The organism is Marinobacter sp. DY40_1A1 (assembly GCF_016597815.1).
In the GTDB taxonomy this organism is placed as follows: domain Bacteria; phylum Pseudomonadota; class Gammaproteobacteria; order Pseudomonadales; family Oleiphilaceae; genus Marinobacter; species Marinobacter xiaoshiensis.
In genome coordinates, this window is record NZ_VCHA01000006.1 from 201221 (window position 1) to 227017 (window position 25797).

The following is a 25797-nucleotide window of genomic DNA, read 5'->3' on the forward strand; positions in this document are numbered from 1 at the left end:
TGGCACTATTTACTGCACTACGGGGAGATCCTTCACAGGATTCGTTACGAAGTTGAGATAAGTTCCTCCGATTGGAATCTGCAAGGGCAGTTTTATGGTTATCAGCCCGGCATTTTTCACCCCAAGGGCATTTGCTTTTACGGCGATATCCACCAGATTGGTATTGCGTTGCTCGATCTGCATTCGGCCATCATCGAAGAATGTGACATCACCTTCGAGCTCAAACACAAACTCCCGGCCGTACAGGTCATGAGTCCCACCAAGTGGAATAGCCATGTCAGGCGCATCCAGCATCAACTCAGCTTTCGTTTTGAATACTGGTTGCCCGTTATCACCCTCAACAATGACTCCAGGGATTAGCTGGTTTCGAGGGCAGTCAGACTGGGCTGCACAGCTCGGGTCTTTGGAATACCGCATACGGATCACTTGCGTATTAGTAATGGACTCTTCCATAAGAGGGATAAAGCCCAAAACCTTAAGCTCTACGAACACGCTAATAGATGTTGTCGCAAGCATTGTGGGGTATAGATTTACAAGAATGCCTTCCTCGCCCGTTGGCTCATAAATTCCCGGGCCAACCACCTCTGAGTTCAGTGCATATGTCTGATAGATGAACTTGTTTTTAGGGCATCTTTGCCCCGTTTCGCAGCCCACGCGAGCGTCTGCCTTACCGGAAACCAGTCCGGGAGTCGCTGATGCCTTGTTGTCTTTGACACGCAACTTGGTTGTGTTGGCGGAAGGGGCCCAGCCATCTGCATCGCTGCCCTCATGATCGAAGGGCTCAAGGCAATTGGCATTGTCGTTAGAACTGCAATCAATGCGGAAGTTGGCATTGGTGTCACGAATTGGCAGATTTCGCAGCGGAGTGAACACAGAATCCTGTGCGGCCACGCCCTTGAAGTAGATGATCATCGAGTTCTCACCGTTACCACCGCCGCTCAACCCTTCAAGCAAATCAGTCTTTAGTGTTAGTCCGTTCTCGCCACAGATTGACGTCGGGTTTGCTTGGTTACAGTCAGGTGTAGCTCTGTCGACTCGCATAGTGTAACGGTAGAACTCGCCGGGTTCCCATGGCTGGTCGGGGAAGAAGCGAATGCGCTGGTTGTTTTTCTCTAATCGGCCCGGTACAGGCTCGATCAGGGCTTTATTTGCGTCAACTTTCTCAACAATAAAGGTCTCTCCAGCACGTATTGAGCTCAACTTCATCGGCTGTGAAAACACCACAGTGATAGGACGGTCGGTGGGCATTTCGGAGACAGGTAATACGTCGCCCTTTTGCCCGCCAGACGTGGCGTCCCAGCACTGTCCATGAACACCGGCTGCAAGGTTAATGGCTTCAGCTGTTGTTTCACAGGGGAAGCCTGGATAGGTGGTTAATGCGAGAGGCGGAGCTTGTGCTACAGAAGGTACTGCAGTGTCAGTCCGGTCCAGGCTGAATGACAGGTCATCTGCCATGCTCACGTAGGGGTTTCCGGCAAGATCGGTCAATCCCAAGGCTGAAACCTTGTACTGAACACCTTGCTTCAAACCATCCTCCGGGTTCAGTGTGAGAGCTGTGCCATCCAGTTGCGTGCGTAGATTCTCTACAGGCTGCCCATTCGCTAAAAGGGTGACACCACCCTCGATGGACGCGGGGTCCAGGGGCTCGTCAAAGAACAGGATCACCGGATCACCGGGGCGGTGCATTGACTGTCGAGTGGCGGGGATGGCATCCGGGGCTCCGGGTGTCCAGCTCACCAGCTTGGGAGCCGTAACATCCAGTTCTCGCAGCAGTTCGGCGTCCAGTACGGAATCGGCGTCGGTGGCGGCTTGGAGGTGGAATGAGATGGTAGCATCTGTGTATTCCTGCCCGAGCAGATTCGGCTCAACCGTGGCGATGGCATCAATTGTTAGCACGCCGTTTTTAACCAGAGCGATACCACGGAGTTCCAGACCCATAAGGTCTTGGGAGAGAGCGGCATTAGGCTGGGCTTCTGCCGTGTTCATGGAAACATCCATAAACAAGGTGATCTGCCGGGGAGCATTGATGTCGTTGGTGTAGGCGTTCGGGCTCAGGTAGCCCGATGCATCGGAGAGCATGGTTACCTTGATGTCGCCAGTTGTCTGAAGCTGATTGGTCGCAGCGTCAAGAACAGGCACCTTGCCTCCAACAAGTATGTCCAGGCTGGTACTTCGAAGGACACTTCCTTTGGCGATGCGCAACGGCAAGGCTTCTGTTGCTTTAAATGCAGGCGCATAGGCAAGTTCAGCAAACAGGTCGCCGGTCTGCTGAGAAGGAGCTGTGACACCCTGAAGCACGGAGTTCAGTGTGATCCCGTTGATAATCTGGCCGTTCAGGATAGACGTGGTTAGTTCATTCTCATCCGTCTCGCCTGCTGCCAGGCCAGAGTCTATAGCACTTTGCTGCAAAACAACCGTAGGGCCAGTCTCACGGGGAGTGAAATTGAATTCACCGGTAAACCGGTTTTCCGAGCCTGAGTTCGTCAGGCTTGCCAGATTCGTGAATTTAAGTGTGTAAGTTTCACCACTATCCAGAACGTCGTCCTTGCCACCGCATTGCACCTGGCTAGGCGCCATACAGGGGTCAACAGTAATGCGGTTGCCTTTAACCAGAACCGTTGCGGGTACTGGCTGGCCGTCTTTGTCCAGCAGTTCGACCGAGCCACCAAGTTTTTTCCAGTCTGGATGGACTGGCTGGGTCATGGCAAAGCGGAATGTAGAAAAATTCAGTGTCATGAAGTTTTGATCAGAGTGGTCGTCGCTCGCCGGAACCATCCAATCAACACCAAAACTATCCGAGATGTTTGCCAGCCCTGCTGAGCCGGAGAAGCTGCCTCGGGTCTGGAACTGAATGCCCGGATCACCCACGCCATTGGGCGTGTCGATCAAGCGCCCGCCTTCAGCTTTGAGTGGCTCATTGAACACGACAGAATAGTCTGTGGCAGTACTCAACGGGCCGCTTGTTGTCAGCTTCAGGCTTCTGCCGCCATCAACTTTCTCCGCAGTGAACGGAACTGCTGTGCCGTTCGAGTCCACATTGATTTTGCTGATGAGGTCAGCGTCGTCCTCAGTAATCGCGTGGGAGAATCGGAGAACAATATCCGTTTTAGGGCTGATGCCCGCTTGCCCATCGGCCGGGTATGAATAGATCACCGAGCCAGCCGTGGTTTTCTGATTCATGGTCTGTTCATCTCCGCCACATGCTGCTAGCAGCAAGGCGGGAATCAATGCCAGGGTTTTATTGTATTTCATGGCAAACATCTCCTCAGAACTTCAGGGTAAGGGAGCCGCTGATAACGTGGATATCGCCGTCTGCTGTTACGCCGGTTTCAGTGCCATCAAAATCTACCAGGGTAAAGTCGCGCTCTTGCAACTGCTGGTACTGGTAGCCCAGATCAAAGCGAACAGGGAAGGCCAGAAGGCGAGTACGGTCATAGGTGGCACTTATGCCGAGGCCAACCACTATTTTGTCCGTATCCAGGTAGTTGATTTCAGGGTTGCGAGTGGTTTTCAGAGGGGATTCCTCATAGGCCACGCCGCCCCGGATAGAGAAGTTCTTATTGATGTCGTACTCAGCCCCAATGCGTGGGATTACCGTGTCCTTGAACTGTATACGGTCGGATGCGGGGGTGGCGGCCTGGTCCTTGATGGTGTCGCCTTTGAAGACTTCTGACAATTCAGACCAGTTCTGCTGCTCCACGCTACCGCCGAAGCGCCAGCCGTTGCCTTTATACTGTGCGCCAACGCCAAAAGTTTCCGGTTGGAAAGAGTCGATGGTGGTTACGGCAAGGCTAAGGCCCGGGTCCGGGATGGTTTGCGTAACAATGATGCCCGAATCAACGGTTGTAGACGCAGATGATTTGGTGCGATAGGTAAACGCTGTTTCCCAGCCCTGCAAAAAGCAGTTGCTTTCGGGGCAGAAGGTGCTGCCGAGATCAATGCTCGTGCCAAGGATGGTTTTGATTTGTGGCTCAGCATTAACTGCCAATCGTTCCCGGCTGGTTTCCCCGCCGAGTGTCGACACGGCTTGAAGATCAGCCGTTGCGTCCAGAGTTATACGGGCGGATAGCCCTACTGAAATGCCGCGCCAGACTGGAGTGGCACCGCCTACGTTCAAGAACAGCGGCTCCTTACCATATTGAAGAAACTGCCCGCTGTTCGATGTCTGTGAATCGAATGCCAGCATTTCCTTGCCGTACTTTTCAACACCGGCAATGAAACCCAGGTAAATAGGGTGGTTAAAGCGCGTGAGGGAGCCCAGGTTGGTTTTCATGCCAATAAGCACGTGCTGACTGGGGGAGCTGGAAACCACATCTCCGTTTGCATTCGGATTTGTAGACCGCAGTTCTTGCTCGGCGTGCAAAATACCTGAGGTCAGTTCGCCGCGCTCGTCCCGGGTCAGAGCCGCCGGGTTGTAGTAAGTGGCGGAAACCTGGTCATTAAACATGGAGAGAGATTGAGCGGTAGCAACGTCTATGGGCATTACGCCAAAGGTTGTACCGATGTTGCCCATGCTGGCGGATGCTGACATGGCGAAAGTGGTGGATACTGCTGCAACCGCTAGGCTCAGCGCCCGTACTGAAAACCGGGTGGTAGGAACCATTAATACACTCCATTTATCGCGTTGTTTTTAGACTTGACCGTATGCTCGTCATCCGGGAAGTGGGCGACTCAGTCACGGCTGGTTCGTTTGTTCATTTCACAGTGTATGAGGCTTGTTGTTTTAGGGCCTTGGCATGTTTGACACGGTATCGTGTCGAAATGACCATTTTCGGTGCGGGATCTATAAAAGACAATGAATACAGTAACTTGAGGTGTGTTGGATTTGCCAGGTCAGATCAGGCAGTGTGTTGAGGTTCTGTAATTGTGAATCACACCTCAGATTTCACTTTGCGCTAAGCGTCAGATTTTCTGATGAGCGTTGATCCTGTCTCTTTCCTGGAGAGGGAAAGAGTAAGGCAGGTAGAAAGGGGAAAGCCAGATACAACAAAGCCTGCTCGAAAGCAGGCTAAGTCGTTGAAAATAATGGTGGGCCCACCTGGACTCGAACCAGGGACCAAAGGATTATGAGTCCTCTGCTCTAACCAACTGAGCTATAGGCCCGTTCAGCGTACGCTGTTTGGAAAGTATTTTCCCTTGAGGGAAGCAAAGCGGGCGCCATTATACCGGGGGGGTGCGGCGCCCGCTACTGTTGTGTGCTGCTTTATCCGTTGCCCTGATCGTCTATAAAGCCGCGCAGGTGATCGGAGCGGGAAGGGTGGCGCAATTTGCGCAGTGCCTTGGCTTCGATCTGGCGGATTCGCTCACGGGTTACGTCGAACTGTTTGCCGACTTCTTCCAGTGTGTGGTCCGTGTTCATCTCAATGCCGAAGCGCATGCGCAGTACCTTGGACTCACGGGCGGTAAGGCCTGCGAGAACCGAGCGAGTAGCTTCGCGCAGGCCTTCAGCCGTTGCAGAATCTACCGGCGAAAGGGCCTGGATGTCTTCGATAAAGTCGCCCAGATGGCTGTCTTCATCATCGCCGATCGGAGTTTCCATGGAGATTGGCTCTTTGGCAATCTTCAGGACCTTGCGGATCTTGTCTTCTGGCATTTCCATACGCTCACCCAGCTCTTCTGGAGTGGGTTCGCGACCCATTTCCTGCAGCATCTGGCGAGAAATACGATTGAGCTTGTTGATGGTTTCAATCATGTGCACCGGAATACGAATGGTGCGAGCCTGATCCGCTATCGAGCGAGTAATGGCCTGACGAATCCACCAGGTGGCGTAAGTTGAGAATTTGTAGCCACGACGGTATTCAAACTTGTCGACGGCTTTCATCAAGCCAATGTTACCTTCCTGGATCAGGTCGAGGAACTGTAGACCGCGGTTGGTGTATTTCTTCGCGATAGAAATAACCAGACGCAGGTTGGCCTCAACCATTTCTTTCTTGGCGCGGCGGGCTCTTGCCTCGCCAATAGAAACTCGACGGTTGATCTCTTTGATGTCGACAACATCAAGGTCCACATCAATCTGCACGTTCATGATGCGCTTTTGGAGGCGGACGATTTCGTCCATGCGCTCGTTAATGGCAGAAGCGTAAGGCTTTTTGCTTTTGGCGATTTTCTCGCCCCATTCCTGGTTTGCTTCGTTGCCCGGGAATGATTTGATGAAGTCCTTGCGTGGCATTTTACACTCGCGCACACAGATCTTCATGATGGCGCGTTCGTTTTCGCGTATCAGATCGTTGGTTGAGCGAACAACGTTCACCAGCTCGTCAAACGCCTTGTTGCCCAGTTTGAAGGGTGCGAAAACCAAGCCCAGATCGTTCAGGGCTGCCTGGGTTTTCTTGTCGCCCCGGCCATGCTTGGCCAGCAATTTGTCTGCTACTTCCAGCTTTTCTTTCAGCAGCTCAAACCGCAAGCGCGTTTCTTCAGGATCTGGACCGCTTTCTGGTTCTTCCTCTTCCTCTTCTGCATCGTCGTCTGCATCTTCGTCAGATGTGTCGTCAGTGGAAGCTTCGGGCTTGGCTGGCGGTTCCGGCATGAACGGTTCTGCGTCGTCCGGGTCCAGGAAGCCTGTGATGATGTCGGTAATACGACCTTCATTCTCGATGATGCGGTCATAGGCCTGGATAACGGTGCCGACGGTGCCCGGGAAGTGGGCTACGGCTGCCATAACATCGCGAATGCCTTCTTCGATGCGCTTGGCAATAACGATCTCGCCTTCGCGGGTCAGCAGTTCCACTGTACCCATTTCGCGCATATACATGCGTACAGGGTCTGTGGTGCGACCGGCGTCGGATTCCACGGCGGCGAGAGCGGCGGCGGCTTCGGCGGCAGCAGCTTCGTCTGCGGTGGAGTCACCGTCGGTCATCAGCAAGGTATCGGCATCCGGCGCCACTTCGGATACCTGAATGCCCATATCGTTGATCATGCGAATGATGTCTTCGACCTGATCCGGATCGGCAATGTCTTCCGGGAGGTGGTCGTTTACCTCGGCGTAAGTCAGGTAGCCTTGTTCCTTGCCTCGTGCGATGAGGTCTTTCAAACGTGATTTCTGCGAATTGCCTGACATAGACACCCTGTGAACTCGCTTAAATAAATAAAAAATGAAACAGCCATTATAGCTGTCGCTCTAATGCACTGCCACCGAATGGTTAGATGGTGATCAATGCGCAAAGTTTCAAGTGCTGCTCTCCGGGGTTCCCCCGCTAAGCTCTCGCAGTTCCTGCCGTTCGTCGGCGGTAAGATTTGCGAAGTTACGTAAAAGTGTAGCCAGCTTTTGCTGTCTTGTTGCTTCTTCGTTGGGGCTCAACAGTTCTCGTGCTGCGGCCAGCGTGCTTTCCCGGGTTGGGATGTGCTCAATGCCATCAAACAGATTGTAGAACCGTTCGCGTGCCTGGCTATCCATTGCCAGCGTTGTTATAAGTGATTTCCGGTCCCGGATTTTTCGCTCCAGAATAAAACCGGCAAATGTCATAGCCTGATTAAATTGGCGCGAGCTGCGCGCCAGTTCGGTAACTTCAGTGGCCAGATCTGGCGCTTCCAGCAGGGCAAGGCACAAGATGCTGTCTTTGCTCAACTTTACATCGATGCGCTCTTCCGTAACCCGGTCGCGGCGTTCGCCTTTCCAGTTGCCCTGTTGTTGGGGCTTACGGCCTTGCCACTGGCTACGGCCCCCGCAGAGCCGAAGCATTTCGTGCCACATTGCATCCCTGAGGGTGCTTCTGGGCATTTTGTTCAGGAGCGGCTCCGTTCTCGCCCTCAGCTCGCCCCGATTTTCTGGTAGCTGAAGATCCAGCCCTTCGCTCTGACGATCAAACAGATACCGCGAGAACGGCGTTGCGCCATCGATGCGCTTCTGGAACGCATCCGGACCTTCCTTGCGCACCAGGGTGTCCGGGTCTTCGCCTTCTGGCAGCATCAGGAATTGCAGGTGTAACCCGTCTGCCATCAGTTCCAGGGCGTTTTCCATGGCCTTGTCGGCTGCTCGGAATCCGGCCTGGTCGCCATCGAAACAGAATACAATATGCCGTACCTGTCTCAGCAGGGCGGTGAGGCTGTCCTGGTTCGTAGCTGTGCCCAAGGTCGCTACGGCGTAGTGAATGCCGTTTTGCGCCAAGGCAATAACGTCCATGTAGCCTTCTACCACGAGCAGCTTGTCGAGCTGCTTCAGGGCCTGCTTTGCTTCAAACAGGCCGTATATTTCACGGCTTTTGTGAAATACATCCGACTCCGGAGAGTTGATGTATTTGGCTTTGTCATCGCCAAGAGTCCGTCCGCCGAAGGCGATGGTTTTACCCCGGCTGTTCCGAATAGGAAACATGACCCGGTTGCGGAAAAGATCCCTTGGCCTGCCGTACTTGTCCGAGACGGTGCCGGTTTCGATCAGCGGTCCCTGCAACTCTTTGCTGGCAACATCAAATAATGCGGTGCCTGTGGCAGGCGCATAGCCCACCTGGTACTGCTTGATAATGCTGTCGTCCAGCCCCCGCTGCTTTAAGTAGTCGCGGGCGAAAGAGCCTTGCTGGCCGTTAAGCGCCGATTGATAGAAGCGGCTGGCAAAGTCCAGTGCGTCGGTCAGGGTGCGCGCTTGCTGTATTTCATGCTTGGCCGCCTCATCGTACGGCACTTCGAGCCCCGCTCGGCGGGCTAGCTCTTCTACAGCATGGGTAAAGCCCAAGCCTTCAAATTCACGAACAAAGCTTATGGCGTCACCATGGGCGCCACACCCAAAACAGTGATAAAAGCCTTTATCTGGCCTCACATTGAACGAGGGCGTTTTCTCATCGTGAAACGGGCAGCACGCCTTGTAGTTGGCGCCAGCCTTTTTGAGAGTGATGCGCGAGCCGATCAGCTCTGCCAGATCTACCCGGTCGAGCAGGTCTTCGACAAAGCGTTGGGGGATCAGTCCGCTCATAATGGCTCCACATCAGGCCCTCGGCGTACGAGGGCCAACAGCCAAAAATGCCGCCGAAGCCAGGCCCCGGCGGCATTTCTTGGTCGCTCTGTGCAGCCTGTGGCTGTACAGGCAATCAGTGCTTTGCAGTCAAGCGGCGTCTGCGGTAACTCAGTACAGACGCTCGAACTTGCGCTGTTCCCGCTGAAGCTTCTTGAGATGACGCTTAACGGCAGCAGCAGCTTTACGCTTGCGAACGGAAGTCGGCTTCTCGTAGTGCTCACGACGACGTACTTCTGAAAGTACACCTGCTTTTTCGCAGGAGCGCTTGAAGCGACGCAATGCTACGTCAAACGGTTCATTCTCTTTCACTTTAACAGCTGGCATTCGACAATCACCTACCTGATAGATTCGGTTTCATTTAGATGCGCATCTGGCGGTGCCAGACTGGCTCGATCCCTGGTCAGATTGGCTAAAACTCGACCAGTTCGTAATTTAGGGCGGCAATGATAGCGCCTCGGTCGTGGCAAGGTCAATGTTTGTTCGATGAAACTGCCAGTGAGTTTCGGGTTTCTGCTAAAATGCAGCTCGTTTATTCATTTACGCCAACCTATGTGGCCAGGTTATATGCTGATTCTGGGTATTGAGACTTCCTGTGATGAAACCGGTGTTGCGTTGTTCGACACTGAAAAGGGGCTTTTGAGCCACGCTTTGTTCAGCCAGATCGATATGCACGCTGATTATGGCGGCGTAGTGCCAGAGCTGGCATCCCGTGACCACGTTCGCAAACTGTTGCCCTTGTGTGAGCAGGTGCTTGCAGAGGCTGGCCATGTTCGTGACGACATTGACGGGATTGCCTACACCGCAGGGCCAGGCTTGATTGGTGCGCTAATGGTGGGCGGCTCGGTGGCCCATGCTATGGGTTTTGCTCTCGGTATCCCGGTGCTGGGAGTACACCACATGGAGGGCCATTTGTTGGCTCCCATGCTGGAAGACAACCCGCCAGCCTTTCCGTTTGTTGCTTTGCTGGTGTCGGGAGGGCACACACAGCTGGTGCGGGTGGATGGTATAGGGGAATACCAGATGCTTGGGGAGTCGGTAGACGACGCTGCAGGTGAGGCTTTCGATAAAACTGCAAAGATGCTGGGGCTGGATTACCCGGGTGGCCCTCGGGTCGCGGCGCTGGCGGAAAAGGGCGTGCCTGGCCGTTACCGTTTTCCCAGGCCTATGACCGATCGTCCAGGGTTGGATTTCAGTTTCAGTGGCTTGAAAACCTTTACGCTGAATACAGTCAATGGGGAGAAAAAGACGGCGGAGGGCCTGAGTGACCAGGTTCGGGCTGACATTGCCTTGGCATTTGAAACAGCTGCCGTAGATACCTTGGTGATCAAATGCCGTAGAGCGCTGGAGCAAACTGGCTGTGACCGGCTGGTGATTGCAGGTGGCGTAAGTGCCAACAAGCGGTTGCGGGCCGGCCTGGAGAAAATGGCTGAAAAGCTCCGCGCCTATGTGTTTTATGCGCGTCCGGAGTTTTGCACAGATAATGGAGCGATGATTGCGTATGCCGGGGCCCAGCGCATGAAGGCAGGCCAGCGTGACGGAGAGCGCATTGTAGCCGTGCCGAGATGGCCAATGAACACATTGCCACCCCTCAGTGAGGCCCGGGTGAACGGGCTGGTGGAATGAGCTAGAGGCTGGTTTCCCGGCCTTGTGCCAGCCGGATCAGGTTGTTGCGGTGGCGCACAACAACCAGGATCGCCAGCAAGCCGAACATGGGGAGAGTTTCCGGTTCTATGAATGCGCTTATCAGGGGGCCGCTGACAATGGCGATCACAGAGGCTAACGCCGAGATTCGCCAGCGCCAAATGACCAGCAGCCAGAGTGTAGCCATGGAGGCAGTGGTGACCGGAGCCAGAGCAAGGCCTGCACCAAGGGCTGTTGCAACCCCTTTGCCCCCTTTGAATCGATAGAACACCGGGATCATATGCCCGGTAACCGCGAAGAGCGCCACCATTGCCTGAGTCAAGGCAGAGAGACCTGCATTATATGCGAGCCAGACTGGCAGCCAGCCTTTGGCGGCATCCAGTGTCAGAGTAATCAGTGCCGGGCGCCAGCCCCCGGTGCGATAAACATTGGTGGCCCCGGGATTGCCTGAGCCCTGTGCCCGAGGGTCGGGCAGCCCCCAAATCTTGCATACCGGCAGCGCAAACAGTACTGAGCCCCCCAGGTAGGCGCACATACAAAGCAGAACGGTTATTACGGGGTCACTCAGGAACATTTGTGCGCTCAGAGACGAAGACGTGTGAGGGTAAAATGTGCGAAAATGCCGGCCCTCAATTTACAGGCTGGCGACGTTACATTAGTCGCAGTTTGTACGTTATTCAATCAGCAGTGTGTGGGATTGCCCCGGGAGCCCTCTTGGCAGACAGCGTATTGATCGAAGGCCTGGTTGTAGAAACCGTGGTAGGAGTATACGACTGGGAGCGCGATGTAACCCAGGCTCTGGTTGTAGATCTCGAAATGTCTTGGGATAACCGAATTCCCGGTGCGTCTGATGATGTCACGGATGCGCTTGATTACGCATCGGTCAGTGAGTGTGTAGAGCACTGTCTGAAAGAGCTCAAACCAAAGCTGCTGGAGCACGGTGCCGAGGTTCTTGCAGAGAAACTGCAAAGAGAGTTCGGAATTGGCTGGCTGAGGTTAACGCTGCGCAAGCCCGGAGCTGTGCCTGCAGCCCGATCTGTCGGTGTTTGCATTGAACGGACTGCATGCAAAGGAGTACCCGGTAATGCCTGATCAGGTTCCTGTATATATCAGTGTCGGCAGCAATATCGACCGCGAGCGCTATGTGAAAGCGGCTCTGGATGCTCTGGCAGGCTGGTTTGGTGAGCTGGAGATTTCTCCGGTGTATGAGAGCGAAGCGGTAGGGTTTGATGGTTCGCCATTCCTGAACCTGGTGGTGGGCGTGAAGACCAATCTCGCAGTGGGTGAGCTTTCGCAGCACTTCAAGCAGCTGGAGGCCGAAAACGGTCGACGACCGGAAGCTCCCAAGTTCAGCGCGAGAACGCTGGATCTGGATATTCTGACCTATGGGGAGGCAGTAGGTCGTCTCGATGGCGTGGAATTACCCAGGAGCGAGATACTTAAAAACGCGTTTGTGTTGCGGCCCCTGGCAGATATTGCCCCGGGAGTGAAGCACCCTATATGCCGCAAGAGCTACCTTGAGCTTTGGCAGGCTTATAATACCGGCCAGAAGCTCTGGCCGGTTAACTTCAGCTGGCAGGGCAGGGTGATTTCAACCGCTGTTTGCTGAGCGGAATAGCGCTATCAGGTTGTCTGTAGCGCTGTCAGTTGCCTCATCTGACTTTTCTGCCCCAAGCAGTCTTGGCCGAATGTTTTCACCCAGCTTCTTGCCCAGCTCGACTCCCCACTGATCAAACGAATCAAGGTCCCAGATAACGCCCTGCACAAAGGTTCGGTGTTCATACAGGGCGATCAGCGCGCCGACGGTTTCCGGAGTTACTTTGCTCATCATCAGCGTGTTGCTGGGCTGATTGCCAGGGATCACCTTATGTGGCGCGAGGCGGTCAACTTCTGCTTCCGTCAGACCGCTGGCTGCCAGTTCCGCTTTAGCTTCTTCCAGTGTTTTGCCGGCCATCATGGCCCGGGACTGGCCCAGGCAGTTGGCGAACAAGTCGGCATGATGGGTCGCAACCGGGTTGTGGGTTTGCAGAGGAATTATGAAGTCGGCCGAAATCAACCGGGTGCCTTGGTGAATCAGTTGGTGGTAAGCGTGCTGGCCATTGGCACCTACACCGCCCCAGATGACAGGGCCTGAGTGGTAGTTCAGAGGCTCGCCTTGTTGATTAACCCGTTTGCCGCTGCTTTCCATATCCAGTTGCTGAAGGTGATCTGGCAAGCTGCGCAGGTAGTGGTCGTAGGGCAGTATGGCGTGGGTTTCCGCGCCCCAGAAATTGCTGTACCAGATGCCCAGCATGGCCATCACAACGGGTAGATTCTTTTCCAGGGGAGTGTCCCTGAAATGGGTGTCCATGGCGTGGGCGCCAGCGAGCAGAGCCCGGAAGTTATCCATTCCAATGGAGAGTGCTACAGGCAACCCAATCGCCGACCAAAGTGAGTATCGGCCACCAACCCAGTCCCACATGGGGAATACGTTGTCAGGGTCTATGCCGAATTTCTGTGCGGCATTTACGTTGGCAGTAACCGCCATAAAGTGGCTGGCGACAGCCTGCTCGTTACCGCTGCACTCTATAAACCACTTTCGCGCGACTTTGCTGTTTTCCAGCGTCTCTCTGGTGCCAAAGGATTTCGACTGAACCAGAAAAAGAGTGGTTTCAGGATGTACTTTTGCCAGGGTTTCGCTGATTTCTGTGCCGTCAATGTTGGCCACATAGTGGCAGCGAATGCCGGGTGTCCGATACGGCTGTAGCGCTTCGGTGACCAGCTTGGGGCCCAGAAACGAGCCGCCAATGCCAATGCTGACTACGTCGGTGAACGCCTTGCCGGTATAACCGGTGCGCGAGTGGTTCAGCACCTCCGTTACGAACGTCTCCATACGATCCAGAGTGGCGTTCACTTCCGCAATTACATCCTGGCCGCCGACAACAAGAGTGTCTGTTCCGGGGTTGCGCAGCGCTGTGTGCAGTGCTGGGCGGCCCTCGGTAATGTTCACCTTGTCGCCGCGCAGTAAGGCGGCCCTGCGATCTTCAAGCTTCCGACTGCGTGCCAGAGCCATCAGTGCGCCAAGGGACTCATCGGTAAGCCGGTTTCTGGAAAAATCCAGAGAGAGGCCGGCACCTTCAATGAAATACCGGCTTGCTCGCTCCGGGTCATCCACAAAAAGCGTCTTCATGGGGCAGTTTTGCAGGCTTTCCCTGCATACCACTAGCGCCTGCCATTCGGGAGACGATGTCAATGCAGCGTCTGGCGAAATCATCATAGAGTCCTTTCCTGGTATTTTGGCATAAGGCTTCAGCGGGTTACTGAGATGTTATCAATCAGTCGGGTGGAACCAAGATAAGCGGCAGCCAGCAGTGTCACTTCCCTGTCTTCCTGCGTGGCGGGCTTCAGAGTCTGGCTGTTTGCAATGTTGAAGTAATCAAGGCGCAGCCCGGCTGCCCCCAGGCTTTCACCGGCCTCTTGTGCGAGTGCGAGGAAGTCATCGCGCCCATCAACAATCTTGGCTGCAGTAGCCTGCAGCACTTGGTATATAACCGGCGCAGTCTTGCGGTCTTCTGCAGAGAGGTAGCCATTACGTGAGCTTTTGGCCAGGCCGTCATCTTCCCGCACAGTGGGTGCGCCGATGACTTCAACCGGAATCATCAAGTCTCGCACCATCTTGCGAATTACCGCCAGCTGCTGAAAATCTTTTTCGCCGAATACGGCGAAATCCGGCTGGATCATGTTGAACAAGACAGAAACCACCGTTGCAACGCCTTCAAAGTGCCCTGAGCGGCTGGCCCCGCAGTGGCCATCACTGACATCAGGAACTATGACACGGGTGTGCCGGGCAAGACCGTCCGGGTAAACTTCTTCCGCAGAGGGTGCAAAGACCAGAGTGTTTCCCGCTTCATCGAGTTTGTTCTGATCATCGATCAGGGTGCGTGGGTAGGTGTCCAGATCTTCGTTGGCACCAAACTGCATCGGGTTCACGAAGATACTGGTGACCACAACGTCTGCTGCTTCGGCAGCTTTGCGAACCAGTGAGATATGCCCCTCATGCAGGTTGCCCATGGTAGGCACCAGGCCAATGGTTTTTTCCTGCTGGCGGTAACCGCGGAGGATGGCGCGCAGCTCTTTCAATGAATGGACGGTTCTCATGCCTTGAACGTATGCTCCTCGGCGGGGAAGGTGCGCTCACGTACGGCTTTATCGTAGGCGGCAATGGCTTCCTGAATAGAGTCAGTCTCTGCCAGGAAATTTTTCACAAACCGTGGCTTTCTGCCTGTGGTAACTCCCAGCATGTCGTGCAGCACCAGAATCTGGCCATCGGTATCTGCGCCGGCACCAATGCCGATCACAGGTGCTGTAACAGCTTTGGCAATGCGGGCGGCCAGCGGTGCAGGAACACATTCCAACAGAATAACGTCAGCGCCGGCTGCTACCAGCTCGCAAGCGTGGTTGATCATCAACTCCGCGGCATTTTCATCGCGACCTTGAACCTTGTAGCCGCCAAATTTATTGACGAACTGAGGGGTTAGGCCCAAGTGCGCGCATACCGGTACAGCTCGCTCGCTCAACGCGCTGATGGTGTCTTTCATCCAGTCGGTGCCTTCCAGTTTGACCATGTGGGCGCCAGCGCGCATGAGTTCTGCCGCATTTTCAAGGGCTGCCTCTACAGTGCCATAACTCATGAAAGGCATGTCGGCCATGATCAGCGAGCCGCGGTTGCCTTTGGCTACACAGCTAACGTGATATACGATCTGATCCATGGTTACGGGCAAGGTGCTGTCGTGGCCTTGAAGCACCATGCCCAGCGAGTCGCCGATCAGAATAACGTCCACACCGGCTTCGCTCACTACCTGAGCAAAGGTAGAGTCATAAGAGGTGAGGGCGGAGAAGGCTTCGCCCTTTTGTTTGTATTCCAGCAGGGTGTTGATGGTAACAGCCATAATATCCTTGCCTTTTGGGTAGGTGGGCCAAGACCGTGCCGGGATGACCGGCGTTTAGTTGCTATGTAACTGCTAAGGGTAATCCCGAGGTGGAAGTTTGCGCAACCGGTTGTCAGGGCATTGTGCCCTCAAGTTAGCGATTGTGGTGCCGTCAGGCAACTTCAGGTCCGGATTCAGGTCCAAAAGCGGGTGAAGGACAAAATCCCGGTTGGGGAGCTCTCGGTGGGGAACGGTAAGCCGGTCGTCATCCAGAACCTGGTTGCCGAATATCAGCAGGTCAAGATCAAGCGTGCGGGGCCCCCAATGTTCCAGCCGTTCCCGCCCGTGGGCCTGTTCAATGGCCTGAAGTTGATCGAGCAGGGCGTGGGGCTCAAGTTCGGTGGAAATCCACGCGGTACCGTTCACGAAATCTGGCTGATCCTGGGGGCCGACAGGGCTACTGGCGTAAAAGGGCGATTGTGCGACCAGTGTTGTCGTGGGTAGGGCGGCCAGTTCTGCAACCGCCCTTGCCAGCTGGGCGACGGGCTCTTGCAGATTACTGCCCAGGCCAATGAAGGCATCGGTTTTCATCAGGGTGCAGGCCGCTTTACCGGTTTGCGGCGACGGCGCTTTTTAGGGGCGTCGCTGCTGAGTTCTGAAAGCATGCGCTCTTGGCCACGCTCGTCCATACGCTGAAACTCTGTCCACCACTGGCCCAGACCTGGCTCGATCTCACCACAATCTTCCCTGACCAGCAGGAAGTCGTAGGCGGCGCGGAATCTTGGGTGGCTCATGGTTACAAACGCTCGCTTGCCTTGGCGGCGGGGCAGGCGCATCTGGAGTTCCCAGATTTCCTTCATGGGGCCAGAAAAACGCTTGGGTATAGACGTTGCCTGTACCTGGCGGCCAATGACCTTGCCGATTGCACCGTGCAGAGCTGGCTGCACCGGGTCGCCGTTATCCTGGCGGTGGTTCCATTCTCTTTGCAGCGCAGGCCAGAGCATGGCGGCAAACAAAAAGTAGGGTGTGACGGACTTCCCTTGGGCTATACGGCTGTCGGTATTGCGCAATGCCTGACGAATCAGTTCATCCGACTCCCCGGCTTCGATGGCTTTTACGGTTTCAGGAAATAGTGGTTCCAGCAGGTTGTAGTGGCTGAGAAGCTCGTAGGTTGCTTCGCCGTAGCCGGCTGAAAACAGCTTCAGAACTTCTTCAAACAAGCGCGCTGGTGGGATGTGAGTCAGTAATGGTGCCAGTGCCCGAATGGGTGCTTCTGTTTCGGGCTCAATGTCAAAATCCATCTTTGCGGCGAAGCGGATTGCGCGAAGCATGCGCACAGGGTCTTCGCGGTAGCGGGTTTCGGGGTCGCCAATTAGCCGGAGTTGCCGGTTTTGGAGATCTTCCATGCCGTTTGCAAAGTCGACAACGGTAAAGTTCCGGATGCAGTAATAAAGTGCGTTGACGGTGAAGTCCCGGCGCAGTGCATCTTCTTCGAGGTTGCCGTAAACATTGTCTCGCAGTAACAGGCCATGCTCGCTGGTTTTGCGATCATCATCCGTGTTGCTGTCATCTGCGTCTGTCGCATTGCCGCGGAAGGTAGTTACTTCGATAACCTCGCGCCCGAAAACAACGTGAACGATCCGAAAGCGCCGGCCTATGAGTCGGGAGTTGCGGAACAGGTCGTGCACTTCCTCCGGGGTGGCGTTGGTGGCTATGTCAAAATCTTTGGGCTGTCGTCCAAGGAGCGCGTCGCGTACGCCTCCGCCAACAAGGTATGCCTCATAGCCGGAGTTATTGAGTCGGCTGAGAACCTTCTTGGCGGGCTCACTGATAACAGAACGTGAGACGTTGTGCTGATCCCTGGGAATCTCGCGTCGTTGGTAGGCTCGAGCCTTTTTCTTCCCGTTGCCGGGGATGAAGGAGCGGAGCTTATCGACGGATTGCTCGAAAATAGAGGAAAGTGTTTTTGACATTGAAATCCGTGGTTGCGTTGAGCAAAACCGAGAGTTTAACGGTTTGAGCAGGATTTGCACACGTTTGCCGTGGAATCTTGCATACCCCGAATAATCAAAAGGCGGATTCGCTTACACGAATCCGCCCTCAAAACGTTGACGATCTGCATTGTTTTTATTTTTGTTCGGGATTTTTCTTCGTTTTTTTACCCCACTGTGTATCCCCAAAACCAGGGCTTCTCAGTAGTGCAAACGGAAAGCTTTGAACACAATGAGCAGTCAAAGACATCGAGCAAGTTATTGGTAGGTGCTGCGTCACCTCAAGGGTGATTCTTCTCTGCATCTCTACAACTCACACAAGCCAAGGGACTACCAAAAAAGCAAAGTACCCAAAACACTCAGTTCGCTCACGTTCTATTTTTGTTTTTGTTGCTGAACGCATTCCCGCAGCTTTTTGTTTTTGTTGAGGCGCTGCATTGTCACTGTTGTTTTTGTTGTCGTGCGCTTAAATAGAGTGCAGCTGCTGTGCCAAAATTTAAATATCGTTAATTAACAGATGGTTGGGGGTTTTCATGATGTAAGTGTTACCCCGTACTCGATATAAGTGTTACCCACTAGCTGTGCTTTCTCTGGGAAGTGTTACCAAGAGGAACATGCGGTAACATCTGAGTGGCGGTTCATACTATGGCTTGACGGTGGAGGGGCTCGACCTTTGCGGGAGGTCAGTTGCCAGAGGTCTTCTTCCGCGGAATGCCAAGGCGCTGTCGCCGTTCCCACAGGGATTTCCGGCTAATGCCCAACTTCTGAGCCAGCTCTGTTTCACTCATGCGATCCTGGTTTTCCAGTACAAAATGCTGAAAGTAGTCTTCGAGGGACAGGTCGTTTGCACTATCGGGTTCCCGAGCCTGGAGTTGCTCATTGTTGCCTGCTACCAATGATTCGGGGATGTACTCATCACCACCCTCACTATCGAGATCCAGCAGCGACGGCGTAATGATGTCCCCATCGCTGAGGATGCTGGCGCGCTCGATGGCATTCTCCAACTCCCGAACATTACCCGGCCAGCGGTGCCGTTCAAGTGCTCGCATGGCTTCGGGGCTCAGGTTCAGGTTGGGTCGGCCCACTTTGCTGCCCTGGGTGACTAGAAAGCGACGGGCAAGGCCCAGAATATCGCTCTGGCGGTCACGCAGCGGCGGAATCCGTATCTGCATTACGTTCAGGCGATAGTAGAGGTCTTCCCGGAACTCTCCGGTGCGGGTCATTGCTTTCAGGTTTCGGTGGGTGGCCGCTATCATGCGCACATTCACTTTTTGGCTCTGGGTTGAGCCCACCTTGCGAATTTCGCCTTCCTGCAGAACTCGTAGCAAGCGTGCCTGCGCCTCCGCAGGCAACTCACCAATTTCGTCCAGGAACAAACTGCCGCCATCCGCAGCTTCGATCAGGCCGGTTCTGGCGGACACTGCGCCGGTGAAAGCGCCTTTTTCATGTCCGAACAGTTCGGATTCGATGAGGCTTTCGGGAATGGCCGCGCAGTTTACCGAGATCAGCGGTTTTGTAGCACGGGGACTGAGAAGATGAAGTGCGCGGGCCACGAGCTCTTTACCGGTACCCGACTCCCCCTGAACCAGTACGGTTGTCTCGGTTGGTGCTACCTTGCGAATAAGCGTGAACACCCTTTGCATAGGCTCGCATTGGCCGTACATGATGCTGGCCGGGTCACTGTTTTCTGTTGCCGTTGGGGTGCCTTGGTTTCCATTGGGCGTGGGGGCAGTGCGGGCAAGAATGCTTTCTACGGCGGCCAGCATTTCATCGTGGTCAAAAGGCTTGGCGATATATTCCACGGCACCCATTTTCATGGAGTCCACTGCTGAGCGCAGGCTGGCGTAGCTGGTCATGATTAACACGGGTGTGTTTGGCGCACGGTTGATCAGCTCGGTACCAGCAGCCCCGGGGAGGCGCAGGTCTGAAATGATCAGGTCGAACTGGTCAGGATCGTGGTTTTGTTCGGCTTCTTCCACCGAGCCGACATCTTCAACCTCATAGCCCGCGTGTAACAGCAGTTTGCGAACAGCGGAGCGAATAATGTCTTCATCTTCCACGATCAAAATACGGGGCATGGCAGTCTCAGAACCTTTCGTTCGGGCGAGTGGTGGCGGAGTCTGTCTCCGGCTCGTAAGCAGGCAACTTCAATCGTACGCAGGTGCCAAGCCCGGTTTGGGTATTGGCAGGGCTTTCAACCTGAATATTCCCATAATGCTCTTCAATAATGCTGTACACCAGTGACAGACCAAGGCCCGTTCCTTTGTTGGATGCCTTGGTTGTATAGAAGGGCTCGAATACATGATCAAGCTGGTCTGCGGGTATGCCCGAGCCCTGATCAATGATCTCGATGATAGCCGAGTAGCCATCTTGCTTGCCAGTCACCTGGATTGAGCCACCATCGGGTGAGGCATCACGGGCGTTGGCCAACAGGTTGACAAAGACCTGTACAAGCCGTTGTTCGTCGCCCAGAACCTGCAGCGTGTCGGGGCAGTCATTTATGTAGCTTATGCCCATTCCTTTATCGCTGAGGGAGAGGAGGTTACTGGCTTCATCTACACAGCGGCGGATGCTTACAGGCTCATACCGGTTGGTTCTGGAATGATTGCCCGTGCGGGCGAAGTTCATTAGCGATTGTAAAATGGCTGATATGCGGCGTGTCTGCTGTTGGATCTGACTGGCGGTCTCAAGGATGTCCGGGTTGTCAGTTTCCAGCTTCAGGTTCTGGGCAAGGGAAGATATACCCGTTACCGGGTTGCCTATTTCGTGGGCAACGCCTGCGGCCAAACGCCCTACGGAAGCCAGCCGTTCGCTATGCATTAGTTCATCTTCCAGTAGGCGGGTTTCAGTTTGGTCCTCCACCAGAATGACGCTGCCGCCATCCGGGTGATCAGGGCCGCTCAGGGCCGCTTTGTGCAAGTTCAGCCAGTGGGGGCGGCCTCGCAGATCCAGGCGGTGTTTGTAGCGGTGCAGATCTTCACCTTTGTTGAAATCATCAAGCAGGTGGTGCCAATGATCGGGCAGGGCCATTAATCGTGCGCCGACTACATCGTCTGCTGTAATACCGGTGAGCTCTTCAATGGCCTGGTTCCACATCAATATTTCGCCGTCTTCACCAACGGAACAGGCAGGAATAGGCAGATTTTGAAGGGTTTGCCGGTAATGTCGACGTAAAGTGTCCAGCTCTCCGGCCAGCCCTGTTAGCTGGTTCTGGTAATCACCGAGCGCGCGCTCTACGTAGCGAATATCCTGAGCGGTGCCGCCGCGGGCCATAGGTTTGAATCCAAGATGGCGCTTAACCATATCCCGAGCGACCGACGGGCCAAGCAAGCCAGACAGGTTGATTTCGATCTGATCCCGCAGCCGTCGCAGCTGATAGGGGCGGTATTCCACGCTCGGCAATTTCAATTGCCCGATAGCGCGCTCTATTTCGCGTTTGGCAACATCGTAACCAAGAGGCTCAGCCAACTGGCGCTCGAAATCGTCTGACGAACTTGCCAGTAATTCGCGGCGCTGGGGGCGTGACAAGGCACCCATGGAGCAGGCCTGGGCTGCGCTGGTTTCTTCGTTTGAGCTGGAGCTCAGCATCGAGGTCAGGGTAAACACGGTAATGTTCGCGGTAAGGCTGACAAACGTGAAGATGTGCCAGTTGCCATAATCCGGAACTATGGGGGCGTTCAGCCAGCCCAGCAGGTTAGCGGTGTGGGAGAATGGCAGCACCAAGGTGATCAGCCAGATAGCCAAACCGGTTAGCAACCCGGCAATCAGACCTCGCCTGTTCCCTTCCGGCCAGTAGATGACGCCCAAGGCGCCAGGCAGCAACTGTAGCGTTCCCGCGAGGGATATTGCCCCGAGAATGGACAAGTCCAGATTCTTGCCAAGGGTTTCATGAAACAGTAAAGCCAAAAAGATGATAGCGGCAATCAGCATGCGCTTGACCCACTGAAGCCAGCGGTAGATGTCGCCTTGATCTTTAGGAGTTTTCAGGGGCAGGACAACATGGTTGAGAACCATGCCAGCCAAAGCCAGAGTGCTTACGATCATCAGGCCACTGGCGGCCGACAGGCCTGCAATGTACATGAACATTGTCAGTACCGGGCTTTCAAGGGCCTGGGCAATGCCCAGACTGTAGAAGTTGGGGCCAGTGGTCACAGCCAGTTCCTGGCCACCCCAAAGAATCAGTGGTACGGGAATGCCTAACAGCAGGAGATAGAGCGGTAGTCCCCAACTGGCTTTAGCCAGTGCCTTTTGTGAGGGGTTTTCACTGAAAGTCATGTGGTACATGTGGGGTAACACCAGCGCCCCGGCGAACGACATCAGCATCAGTGCGCGCCAGCTGCCATCGTCAATACTCATGGACATCGCAGTTGCGGGCGTGGTGTTGTCAGTCAGCCAGGTTTCAAGGCCAGCCATGCCGCCAAACACACTGAAAAGCACAACGCCGCCAATCACTAGCAGAGCGACCAGTTTTACCAGGGAGTCAAAGGCAATGGCCACCACCAGGCCGGGGTGGTTTTCCATTTCCTGATTGCGTCTTGCGCCAAACAGCATGGCGAAGAGCACAACAATCAAGCTGAACATAATGCTGATCAGGTGAGGAGAAGTATCCGGGGCAAGAATGCTGGCTGATGTCGATACCGCCTGTATCTGCATGCTCAGAAGCGACAGGATGGCAAGGCCTGAGCAAAGAGTAACCAGCGTGCCTGCCCATTGGCTGCGATAGCGGTAGGCGAACAAATCGGCAAGGGAGGTGAGCTGGTAGGCCCGGCCAATTCTCATGATGGGGTTAAGTAGTACCGGGGCTAATAGAAAGGCACCGCTGATACCCAGATAATAGGCAAGGAAGCCGTATCCGGATTCCGCTGCCAGTCCGACTGCGGCATACACTGCCCATATGCCGGCGTAAACGCCGAGGCTGAGTGTGTATACCAGTGGGTGCCGTACCCAGCGACGGGGAATGATGCCGCGTTCGGTACTCCAGGCAATGCCGAACAGGAGCATGAGGTAGAGGAGGCTGGCGAGCAGTAGCCCGGGAGCGCTAAAACTCATTGGGATCCCGTCGCCATTCGAGCCAGAAGCCGACAGCAATCAGAGCGGCCCAAATCACAAAGGGGCTGTACCAGACATTCCCGGGTGCGGTCCACCAATCAAGAATGTTGGGCGAAAAAATATAGATGGCCAGAACCAGCAAAAAAACCAGGCGATAGATATACATCCGGCATGCGATCCGCGCAGAGGATTGTGAATGGCTTTATACCACGGCAGTCACCGGGATGTCAGGTGAGCGGCCCTTCGATTCCAGTGGGTGCAGCCCCATTGAAGAAGATCGTCCACCGACCCGTGCTGCAAGAATCCAGGGGGTTGCTGATTAAGAGCAACCAAAGCGGAGTACAGGTTCTTGACCGGGGTGAGGTTGTCCAGGGCGGGTGCGTGGTTTTGTTTGGAGAGCTTTTGTCCCTGTTCGTTAACAATCACAGGTATGTGCAGCCATCGTGGCGGTTTTGCGCCCAGCGCCCGGTATACCTGTATTTGCTGTGCTGTCATGTCCAGCAGGTCGGAGCCCCGGACTACATCAGTAATGCCTTGCTCAATATCATCTACTTCCACTGCGAGTTGATAGGCAAAAAAGCCTTCCTTGCGCACAATCACCGGGTCGTCGATTTCTGCGCGAACAACCTGTGTTTGGGGTCCCAATAACTGATCTTGCCAGTGGCAAATCTCGTTCTTTAGCGCAAAGCGTATGGCAAAAGGCTGGTTGACATTTTTGCTGCCGCCTTCCCTGCAGTGCAGAGGGTGTCTGCCGTTATGTGCTTCAAGCTGTTTGCGCGAGCAACTGCAGCGGTATGCAAAACCTTTACTGAGTAGTTGCTCCGTGGCTGCCTGATAGGCAGCATGACGGCGAGACTGAAAAAGTACCGGTTCGTCAGGAAAAAGCCCATGGGCGTCAAGGCTGTTCAGAATTTGGCCGGTTGCCTCCGGAGGTTCCCTCAGTGGGTCAAGATCCTCAATGCGGACCAGCCATTGGCCGTTCCGGGATTTGGCTTCCAGGTAGCTTGCCAGAGCAGTAACCAGAGAGCCAAAGTGCAGTGGGCCAGTGGGTGAGGGGGCGAAACGACCCCGGTATTGGTGCGGTTTGGTCATGGAGTGGACACAGTGGCCGGCTGTGCCTCATCAGGCTGCGCCGGCCAGGTCGGGTTTGCCGTATCAGATGCCAGTTTGGCGCTCGCGGATTTCGGCAAGAGTTTTGCAGTCGATGCACAGTGTTGCTGTCGGGCGCGCCTCAAGGCGACGAGTGCCTATTTCTACACCGCACTGATCGCAAAAGCCGTAGTCGTCTTTGTCGATGCGATCGATGGTCTGGTCAATCTTCTTGATCAGTTTGCGCTCACGGTCGCGGGTACGCAGTTCCAGGCTGAACTCTTCTTCCTGGGTTGCGCGGTCGCTGGGATCCGCGTAGTTTGCTGCGTCTTCCTGCATGTGGTGCATGGTGCGATCCACTTCTTCCATAAGTTCCTGCTTCCATTGCAGCAGCAACTCTTTGAAGTGCTCCCGCATGTCGGCACTCATGTAGTCTTCACCCTTTTTCATTTCGTAAGGGGTGAAGTTGGTGAAACGTTCGCGTGTTTGGTCTGCTGTGGTTGCCATATGACCCGGCCTCTTTTTATATTCCTCACAAGAACGCTGTGCTTCCCTGCGCGCCAGCCCCCGCCGCGGCGCGGTTATCACTTGGATGAAGCAGTCGTCCTAAAACGGGATTTTGCGGAAAATAGCAGATAAGTCACGGAGGTGCCAGCCCTGTGATGCCTACTTGGTATTTGGAGAGCCTATGAAATTCCCGGAACCCTTGATAGAAGGGCGCCTGATTCAACGCTACAAACGCTTCTTGGCCGATGTGCGCCTGCCTGATGGCGAGGAAGTAACGGCCCACTGCCCGAACACCGGCTCTATGCTGGGCTGCCAGCCAGCCGATGGCCGGGTATGGCTTAGCCGCAGCAATAACCCCGCCCGTAAGTTGCCGTTCACTTGGGAGCTTGTAGAAACGGCACCTGGCATGTTGGCGTGTGTGAATACCGCAAGGCCTAATGCACAGGCGCGTGAAGCCATTGAGGCTGGGCGTATCAATGAGCTTACCGGCTATAGCCATACCCGGTCGGAGGTGAGGTACGGCGAAGAGAAAAGCCGGATAGATTTGCTGCTATCCGGCCATGGGTCGGAGCCGGATGCATGGGTAGAAGTTAAGAACGTCACGCTTGAGGACTCCGGGCAGGGCTTCTTCCCGGATGCAGTTACTACCCGCGGGCAGAAGCATTTGCGAGAACTCATGGCTCAGGTTGCTTTGGGTGATCGCGCAGTGTTGTTTTTTGTGGTGAATCACACGGGGATCGAAACCGTGCGGCCTGCAGATCATATCGACCCCGAATACGGACAACTGTTGCGGCAGGCATGTGATGCCGGGGTAGAAATCCTGGCCTATCGGGCAAACCTGGCCGGTGATGATGGTGATCCGTCGGGTGGCTTGGCGCTTTCGGAATCTGTCCCGGTTATTCTGGAAATCTGACTTCCAGAACGCCTGCAACCACTCGAGTATCCAGTGCGGTGAGTGCATCGCCCTGACAGGGGCCGGCAATGCATTCTCCGTCCTGGGGCTTGAAGAGGGCTCCGTGGGTTGAGCACTGAAGAAACAGTTTATCTGTGTCCATAAAACTGCCGGGTTTCCAGTTCAGCTCGACGCCCATGTGAGGGCATTGATTCAAGTAGGCTCTTGGAGTGGAGCCATCCAGGAATGCAAAGCCGGCAGGTGGCAAGGTGTCAGAGTACTTTGCAGGGTCGGCCTCGATGCGGGGTAGTGTGAATTCGACAAAACGCCCCGCCTCCAAGTCCGCCTGAGCGCATACTGCCTGCCAAGGGGTTGCTTGTGTGCTGCTCATTTTTCGGCGCTGTACCGCATCCGCGTGCCGTGGTTCAGCGACATCACGATTTCTGAAGCATCAAGCCTGCGGGGGAAAAAGCATCCGGAAATTTTTGCGCCAGCAATACTGGCGCCTTCCATCGCCGTCCGGCTGAAGTTGATACCTCGCAAGTCCGCCCCGCGGAAGTAGGCATGGCGGAAGTCCAGTCCTTTGGCATCCAGCCCACGCAGGTCGAGCCCGCGGAAATCACCGCGTGCGAAGCTCGGCAAATCCGTTCGTGTAAGTTTTTCTTTGTTGAACGCAGCAACATCTTCTTGGCGAAGCATATCGTAGAGCGGATCTTTGATCTGGCGTACTGCGTCGATTTCCATGATTGTTCCTTATTTTGTTTTGCTCGTGTTCTT

Annotated in this window: 22 protein-coding genes and 1 tRNA gene; 4 read left to right on the top strand and 19 right to left on the bottom strand. The window is 54.9% G+C overall.

Annotation, left to right across the window (positions count from 1 at the left end; translation table 11 throughout):
• Positions 1-9 precede the first annotated feature (9 nt).
• The 6 genes from FFI61_RS15905 to rpsU all read right to left on the bottom strand — a co-directional run bounded on the left by FFI61_RS15905 (position 10) and on the right by rpsU (position 9268).
• Entirely contained in the window at positions 10-3252 is a 3243-nt protein-coding gene (locus tag FFI61_RS15905; protein WP_200371706.1) for an Ig-like domain-containing protein, read from the bottom strand.
• Between the two features lie 13 nt (positions 3253-3265).
• Positions 3266-4603 (bottom strand): alkane uptake protein AupA, encoded by a 1338-nt coding sequence (aupA, locus tag FFI61_RS15910; RefSeq protein ID WP_200203554.1) that lies wholly within the window; start codon positions 4601-4603, stop codon positions 3266-3268.
• A 423-nt stretch (positions 4604-5026) separates the two neighbouring features.
• Positions 5027-5103: transfer RNA gene (locus FFI61_RS15915), tRNA-Ile, on the bottom strand.
• A gap of 100 nt (positions 5104-5203) precedes the next feature.
• Positions 5204-7057: an RNA polymerase sigma factor RpoD gene (gene rpoD / locus FFI61_RS15920; protein ID WP_200203556.1), complete on the bottom strand. Its 1854-nt coding sequence runs from the start codon at positions 7055-7057 to the stop codon at positions 5204-5206.
• Between the two features lie 108 nt (positions 7058-7165).
• Positions 7166-8902, bottom strand: coding sequence for a DNA primase (dnaG, locus tag FFI61_RS15925; RefSeq protein WP_200371707.1), 1737 nt, complete (start codon positions 8900-8902; stop codon positions 7166-7168).
• A 150-nt stretch (positions 8903-9052) separates the two neighbouring features.
• Positions 9053-9268: a 30S ribosomal protein S21 gene (rpsU, locus tag FFI61_RS15930; RefSeq protein ID WP_072794797.1), complete on the bottom strand. Its 216-nt coding sequence runs from the start codon at positions 9266-9268 to the stop codon at positions 9053-9055.
• Between the two features lie 240 nt (positions 9269-9508).
• On the opposite strand from rpsU, the gene tsaD reads away from it, so the two are divergent.
• The gene (gene tsaD / locus FFI61_RS15935) at positions 9509-10567 is read left to right on the top strand and encodes a tRNA (adenosine(37)-N6)-threonylcarbamoyltransferase complex transferase subunit TsaD (protein WP_200203566.1); all 1059 of its coding nucleotides are present in this window, start codon (positions 9509-9511) and stop codon (positions 10565-10567) included.
• A 1-nt stretch (position 10568) separates the two neighbouring features.
• Here the strand turns inward: tsaD and plsY are convergent, their stop codons facing one another.
• On the bottom strand, positions 10569-11159 hold the full coding sequence (plsY, locus tag FFI61_RS15940; RefSeq protein WP_200371708.1) for a glycerol-3-phosphate 1-O-acyltransferase PlsY: 591 nt from the start codon (positions 11157-11159) through the stop codon (positions 10569-10571).
• 140 nt (positions 11160-11299) lie between these two features.
• On the opposite strand from plsY, the gene folB reads away from it, so the two are divergent.
• Together folB and folK (FFI61_RS15950) are read left to right on the top strand one after the other, a co-directional pair.
• Positions 11300-11677 (top strand): dihydroneopterin aldolase, encoded by a 378-nt coding sequence (folB, locus tag FFI61_RS15945; RefSeq protein WP_227714984.1) that lies wholly within the window; start codon positions 11300-11302, stop codon positions 11675-11677.
• Entirely contained in the window at positions 11670-12194 is a 525-nt protein-coding gene (gene folK / locus FFI61_RS15950; protein ID WP_200203571.1) for a 2-amino-4-hydroxy-6-hydroxymethyldihydropteridine diphosphokinase, read from the top strand. The genes folB and folK (FFI61_RS15950) overlap by 8 nt, the downstream gene beginning before the upstream one ends.
• Here the strand turns inward: folK (FFI61_RS15950) and pgi are convergent.
• From pgi to dksA, 10 genes are all read right to left on the bottom strand, one after another.
• The gene (gene pgi, locus FFI61_RS15955) at positions 12177-13838 is read right to left on the bottom strand and encodes a glucose-6-phosphate isomerase (protein WP_200371732.1); all 1662 of its coding nucleotides are present in this window, start codon (positions 13836-13838) and stop codon (positions 12177-12179) included. The two genes, folK (FFI61_RS15950) and pgi, sit on opposite strands and share 18 nt — an antisense overlap.
• Positions 13839-13873: 35 nt before the next feature.
• Positions 13874-14722: a pantoate--beta-alanine ligase gene (gene panC / locus FFI61_RS15960; RefSeq protein WP_200203574.1), complete on the bottom strand. Its 849-nt coding sequence runs from the start codon at positions 14720-14722 to the stop codon at positions 13874-13876.
• Complete coding sequence (panB, locus tag FFI61_RS15965) at positions 14719-15513, bottom strand: 3-methyl-2-oxobutanoate hydroxymethyltransferase (RefSeq protein WP_227714986.1); 795 nt, start codon at positions 15511-15513, stop codon at positions 14719-14721. Before panB ends, panC begins: the two co-directional genes overlap by 4 nt.
• A gap of 72 nt (positions 15514-15585) precedes the next feature.
• Positions 15586-16083 (bottom strand): 2-amino-4-hydroxy-6-hydroxymethyldihydropteridine diphosphokinase, encoded by a 498-nt coding sequence (gene folK / locus FFI61_RS15970; protein WP_200371709.1) that lies wholly within the window; start codon positions 16081-16083, stop codon positions 15586-15588.
• On the bottom strand, positions 16083-17465 hold the full coding sequence (gene pcnB / locus FFI61_RS15975; protein ID WP_227714987.1) for a polynucleotide adenylyltransferase PcnB: 1383 nt from the start codon (positions 17463-17465) through the stop codon (positions 16083-16085). The genes folK (FFI61_RS15970) and pcnB overlap by 1 nt, the downstream gene beginning before the upstream one ends.
• Positions 17466-18166: 701 nt before the next feature.
• Positions 18167-19561, bottom strand: coding sequence for a sigma-54-dependent transcriptional regulator (locus tag FFI61_RS15980; RefSeq protein ID WP_200371710.1), 1395 nt, complete (start codon positions 19559-19561; stop codon positions 18167-18169).
• A gap of 7 nt (positions 19562-19568) precedes the next feature.
• Positions 19569-22532 carry an ATP-binding protein gene (locus FFI61_RS15985; protein ID WP_227714988.1) on the bottom strand — a complete coding sequence of 988 codons (2964 nt, stop codon included), beginning with the start codon at positions 22530-22532 and terminating at the stop codon, positions 19569-19571.
• A complete protein-coding gene (locus FFI61_RS15990; protein ID WP_200203579.1) occupies positions 22522-22698 on the bottom strand; it encodes a hypothetical protein in 177 nt (58 codons plus the stop codon). The genes FFI61_RS15985 and FFI61_RS15990 overlap by 11 nt, the downstream gene beginning before the upstream one ends.
• A gap of 50 nt (positions 22699-22748) precedes the next feature.
• Complete coding sequence (gene gluQRS / locus FFI61_RS15995) at positions 22749-23624, bottom strand: tRNA glutamyl-Q(34) synthetase GluQRS (RefSeq protein ID WP_200371711.1); 876 nt, start codon at positions 23622-23624, stop codon at positions 22749-22751.
• 63 nt (positions 23625-23687) lie between these two features.
• On the bottom strand, positions 23688-24128 hold the full coding sequence (gene dksA / locus FFI61_RS16000; protein WP_200203589.1) for an RNA polymerase-binding protein DksA: 441 nt from the start codon (positions 24126-24128) through the stop codon (positions 23688-23690).
• A 181-nt stretch (positions 24129-24309) separates the two neighbouring features.
• On the opposite strand from dksA, the gene sfsA reads away from it, so the two are divergent.
• Positions 24310-25041 carry a DNA/RNA nuclease SfsA gene (gene sfsA / locus FFI61_RS16005; RefSeq protein WP_200203591.1) on the top strand — a complete coding sequence of 244 codons (732 nt, stop codon included), beginning with the start codon at positions 24310-24312 and terminating at the stop codon, positions 25039-25041.
• On the opposite strand, the gene FFI61_RS16010 is transcribed toward sfsA, so the two are convergent.
• On the bottom strand, positions 25025-25411 hold the full coding sequence (locus tag FFI61_RS16010; protein WP_200203600.1) for a Rieske (2Fe-2S) protein: 387 nt from the start codon (positions 25409-25411) through the stop codon (positions 25025-25027). The genes sfsA and FFI61_RS16010 overlap by 17 nt on opposite strands.
• A complete protein-coding gene (locus tag FFI61_RS16015) occupies positions 25408-25764 on the bottom strand; it encodes a pentapeptide repeat-containing protein (RefSeq protein ID WP_200203602.1) in 357 nt (118 codons plus the stop codon). The genes FFI61_RS16010 and FFI61_RS16015 overlap by 4 nt, the downstream gene beginning before the upstream one ends.
• Positions 25765-25797 lie beyond the last annotated feature (33 nt).

Bases quoted from the DNA above. Each gene is read 5' to 3' on its own strand.
- FFI61_RS15905 (WP_200371706.1), bottom strand. From the start codon at position 3,252: ATGAAATACAATAAAACCCTGGCATTGATTCCCGCCTTGCTGCTAGCA.
- aupA (WP_200203554.1), bottom strand. From the start codon at position 4,603: ATGGTTCCTACCACCCGGTTTTCAGTACGGGCGCTGAGCCTAGCGGTT.
- rpoD (WP_200203556.1), bottom strand. From the start codon at position 7,057: ATGTCAGGCAATTCGCAGAAATCACGTTTGAAAGACCTCATCGCACGA.
- dnaG (WP_200371707.1), bottom strand. From the start codon at position 8,902: ATGAGCGGACTGATCCCCCAACGCTTTGTCGAAGACCTGCTCGACCGG.
- rpsU (WP_072794797.1), bottom strand. From the start codon at position 9,268: ATGCCAGCTGTTAAAGTGAAAGAGAATGAACCGTTTGACGTAGCATTG.
- tsaD (WP_200203566.1), top strand. From the start codon at position 9,509: ATGCTGATTCTGGGTATTGAGACTTCCTGTGATGAAACCGGTGTTGCG.
- plsY (WP_200371708.1), bottom strand. From the start codon at position 11,159: ATGTTCCTGAGTGACCCCGTAATAACCGTTCTGCTTTGTATGTGCGCC.
- folK (WP_200203571.1), top strand. From the start codon at position 11,670: ATGCCTGATCAGGTTCCTGTATATATCAGTGTCGGCAGCAATATCGAC.
- pgi (WP_200371732.1), bottom strand. From the start codon at position 13,838: ATGATTTCGCCAGACGCTGCATTGACATCGTCTCCCGAATGGCAGGCG.
- panC (WP_200203574.1), bottom strand. From the start codon at position 14,722: ATGAGAACCGTCCATTCATTGAAAGAGCTGCGCGCCATCCTCCGCGGT.
- panB (WP_227714986.1), bottom strand. From the start codon at position 15,513: ATGGCTGTTACCATCAACACCCTGCTGGAATACAAACAAAAGGGCGAA.
- folK (WP_200371709.1), bottom strand. From the start codon at position 16,083: ATGAAAACCGATGCCTTCATTGGCCTGGGCAGTAATCTGCAAGAGCCC.
- pcnB (WP_227714987.1), bottom strand. From the start codon at position 17,465: ATGTCAAAAACACTTTCCTCTATTTTCGAGCAATCCGTCGATAAGCTC.
- FFI61_RS15980 (WP_200371710.1), bottom strand. From the start codon at position 19,561: ATGCCCCGTATTTTGATCGTGGAAGATGAAGACATTATTCGCTCCGCT.
- FFI61_RS15985 (WP_227714988.1), bottom strand. From the start codon at position 22,532: ATGAGTTTTAGCGCTCCCGGGCTACTGCTCGCCAGCCTCCTCTACCTC.
- FFI61_RS15990 (WP_200203579.1), bottom strand. From the start codon at position 22,698: ATGTATATCTATCGCCTGGTTTTTTTGCTGGTTCTGGCCATCTATATT.
- gluQRS (WP_200371711.1), bottom strand. From the start codon at position 23,624: ATGACCAAACCGCACCAATACCGGGGTCGTTTCGCCCCCTCACCCACT.
- dksA (WP_200203589.1), bottom strand. From the start codon at position 24,128: ATGGCAACCACAGCAGACCAAACACGCGAACGTTTCACCAACTTCACC.
- sfsA (WP_200203591.1), top strand. From the start codon at position 24,310: ATGAAATTCCCGGAACCCTTGATAGAAGGGCGCCTGATTCAACGCTAC.
- FFI61_RS16010 (WP_200203600.1), bottom strand. From the start codon at position 25,411: ATGAGCAGCACACAAGCAACCCCTTGGCAGGCAGTATGCGCTCAGGCG.
- FFI61_RS16015 (WP_200203602.1), bottom strand. From the start codon at position 25,764: ATGGAAATCGACGCAGTACGCCAGATCAAAGATCCGCTCTACGATATG.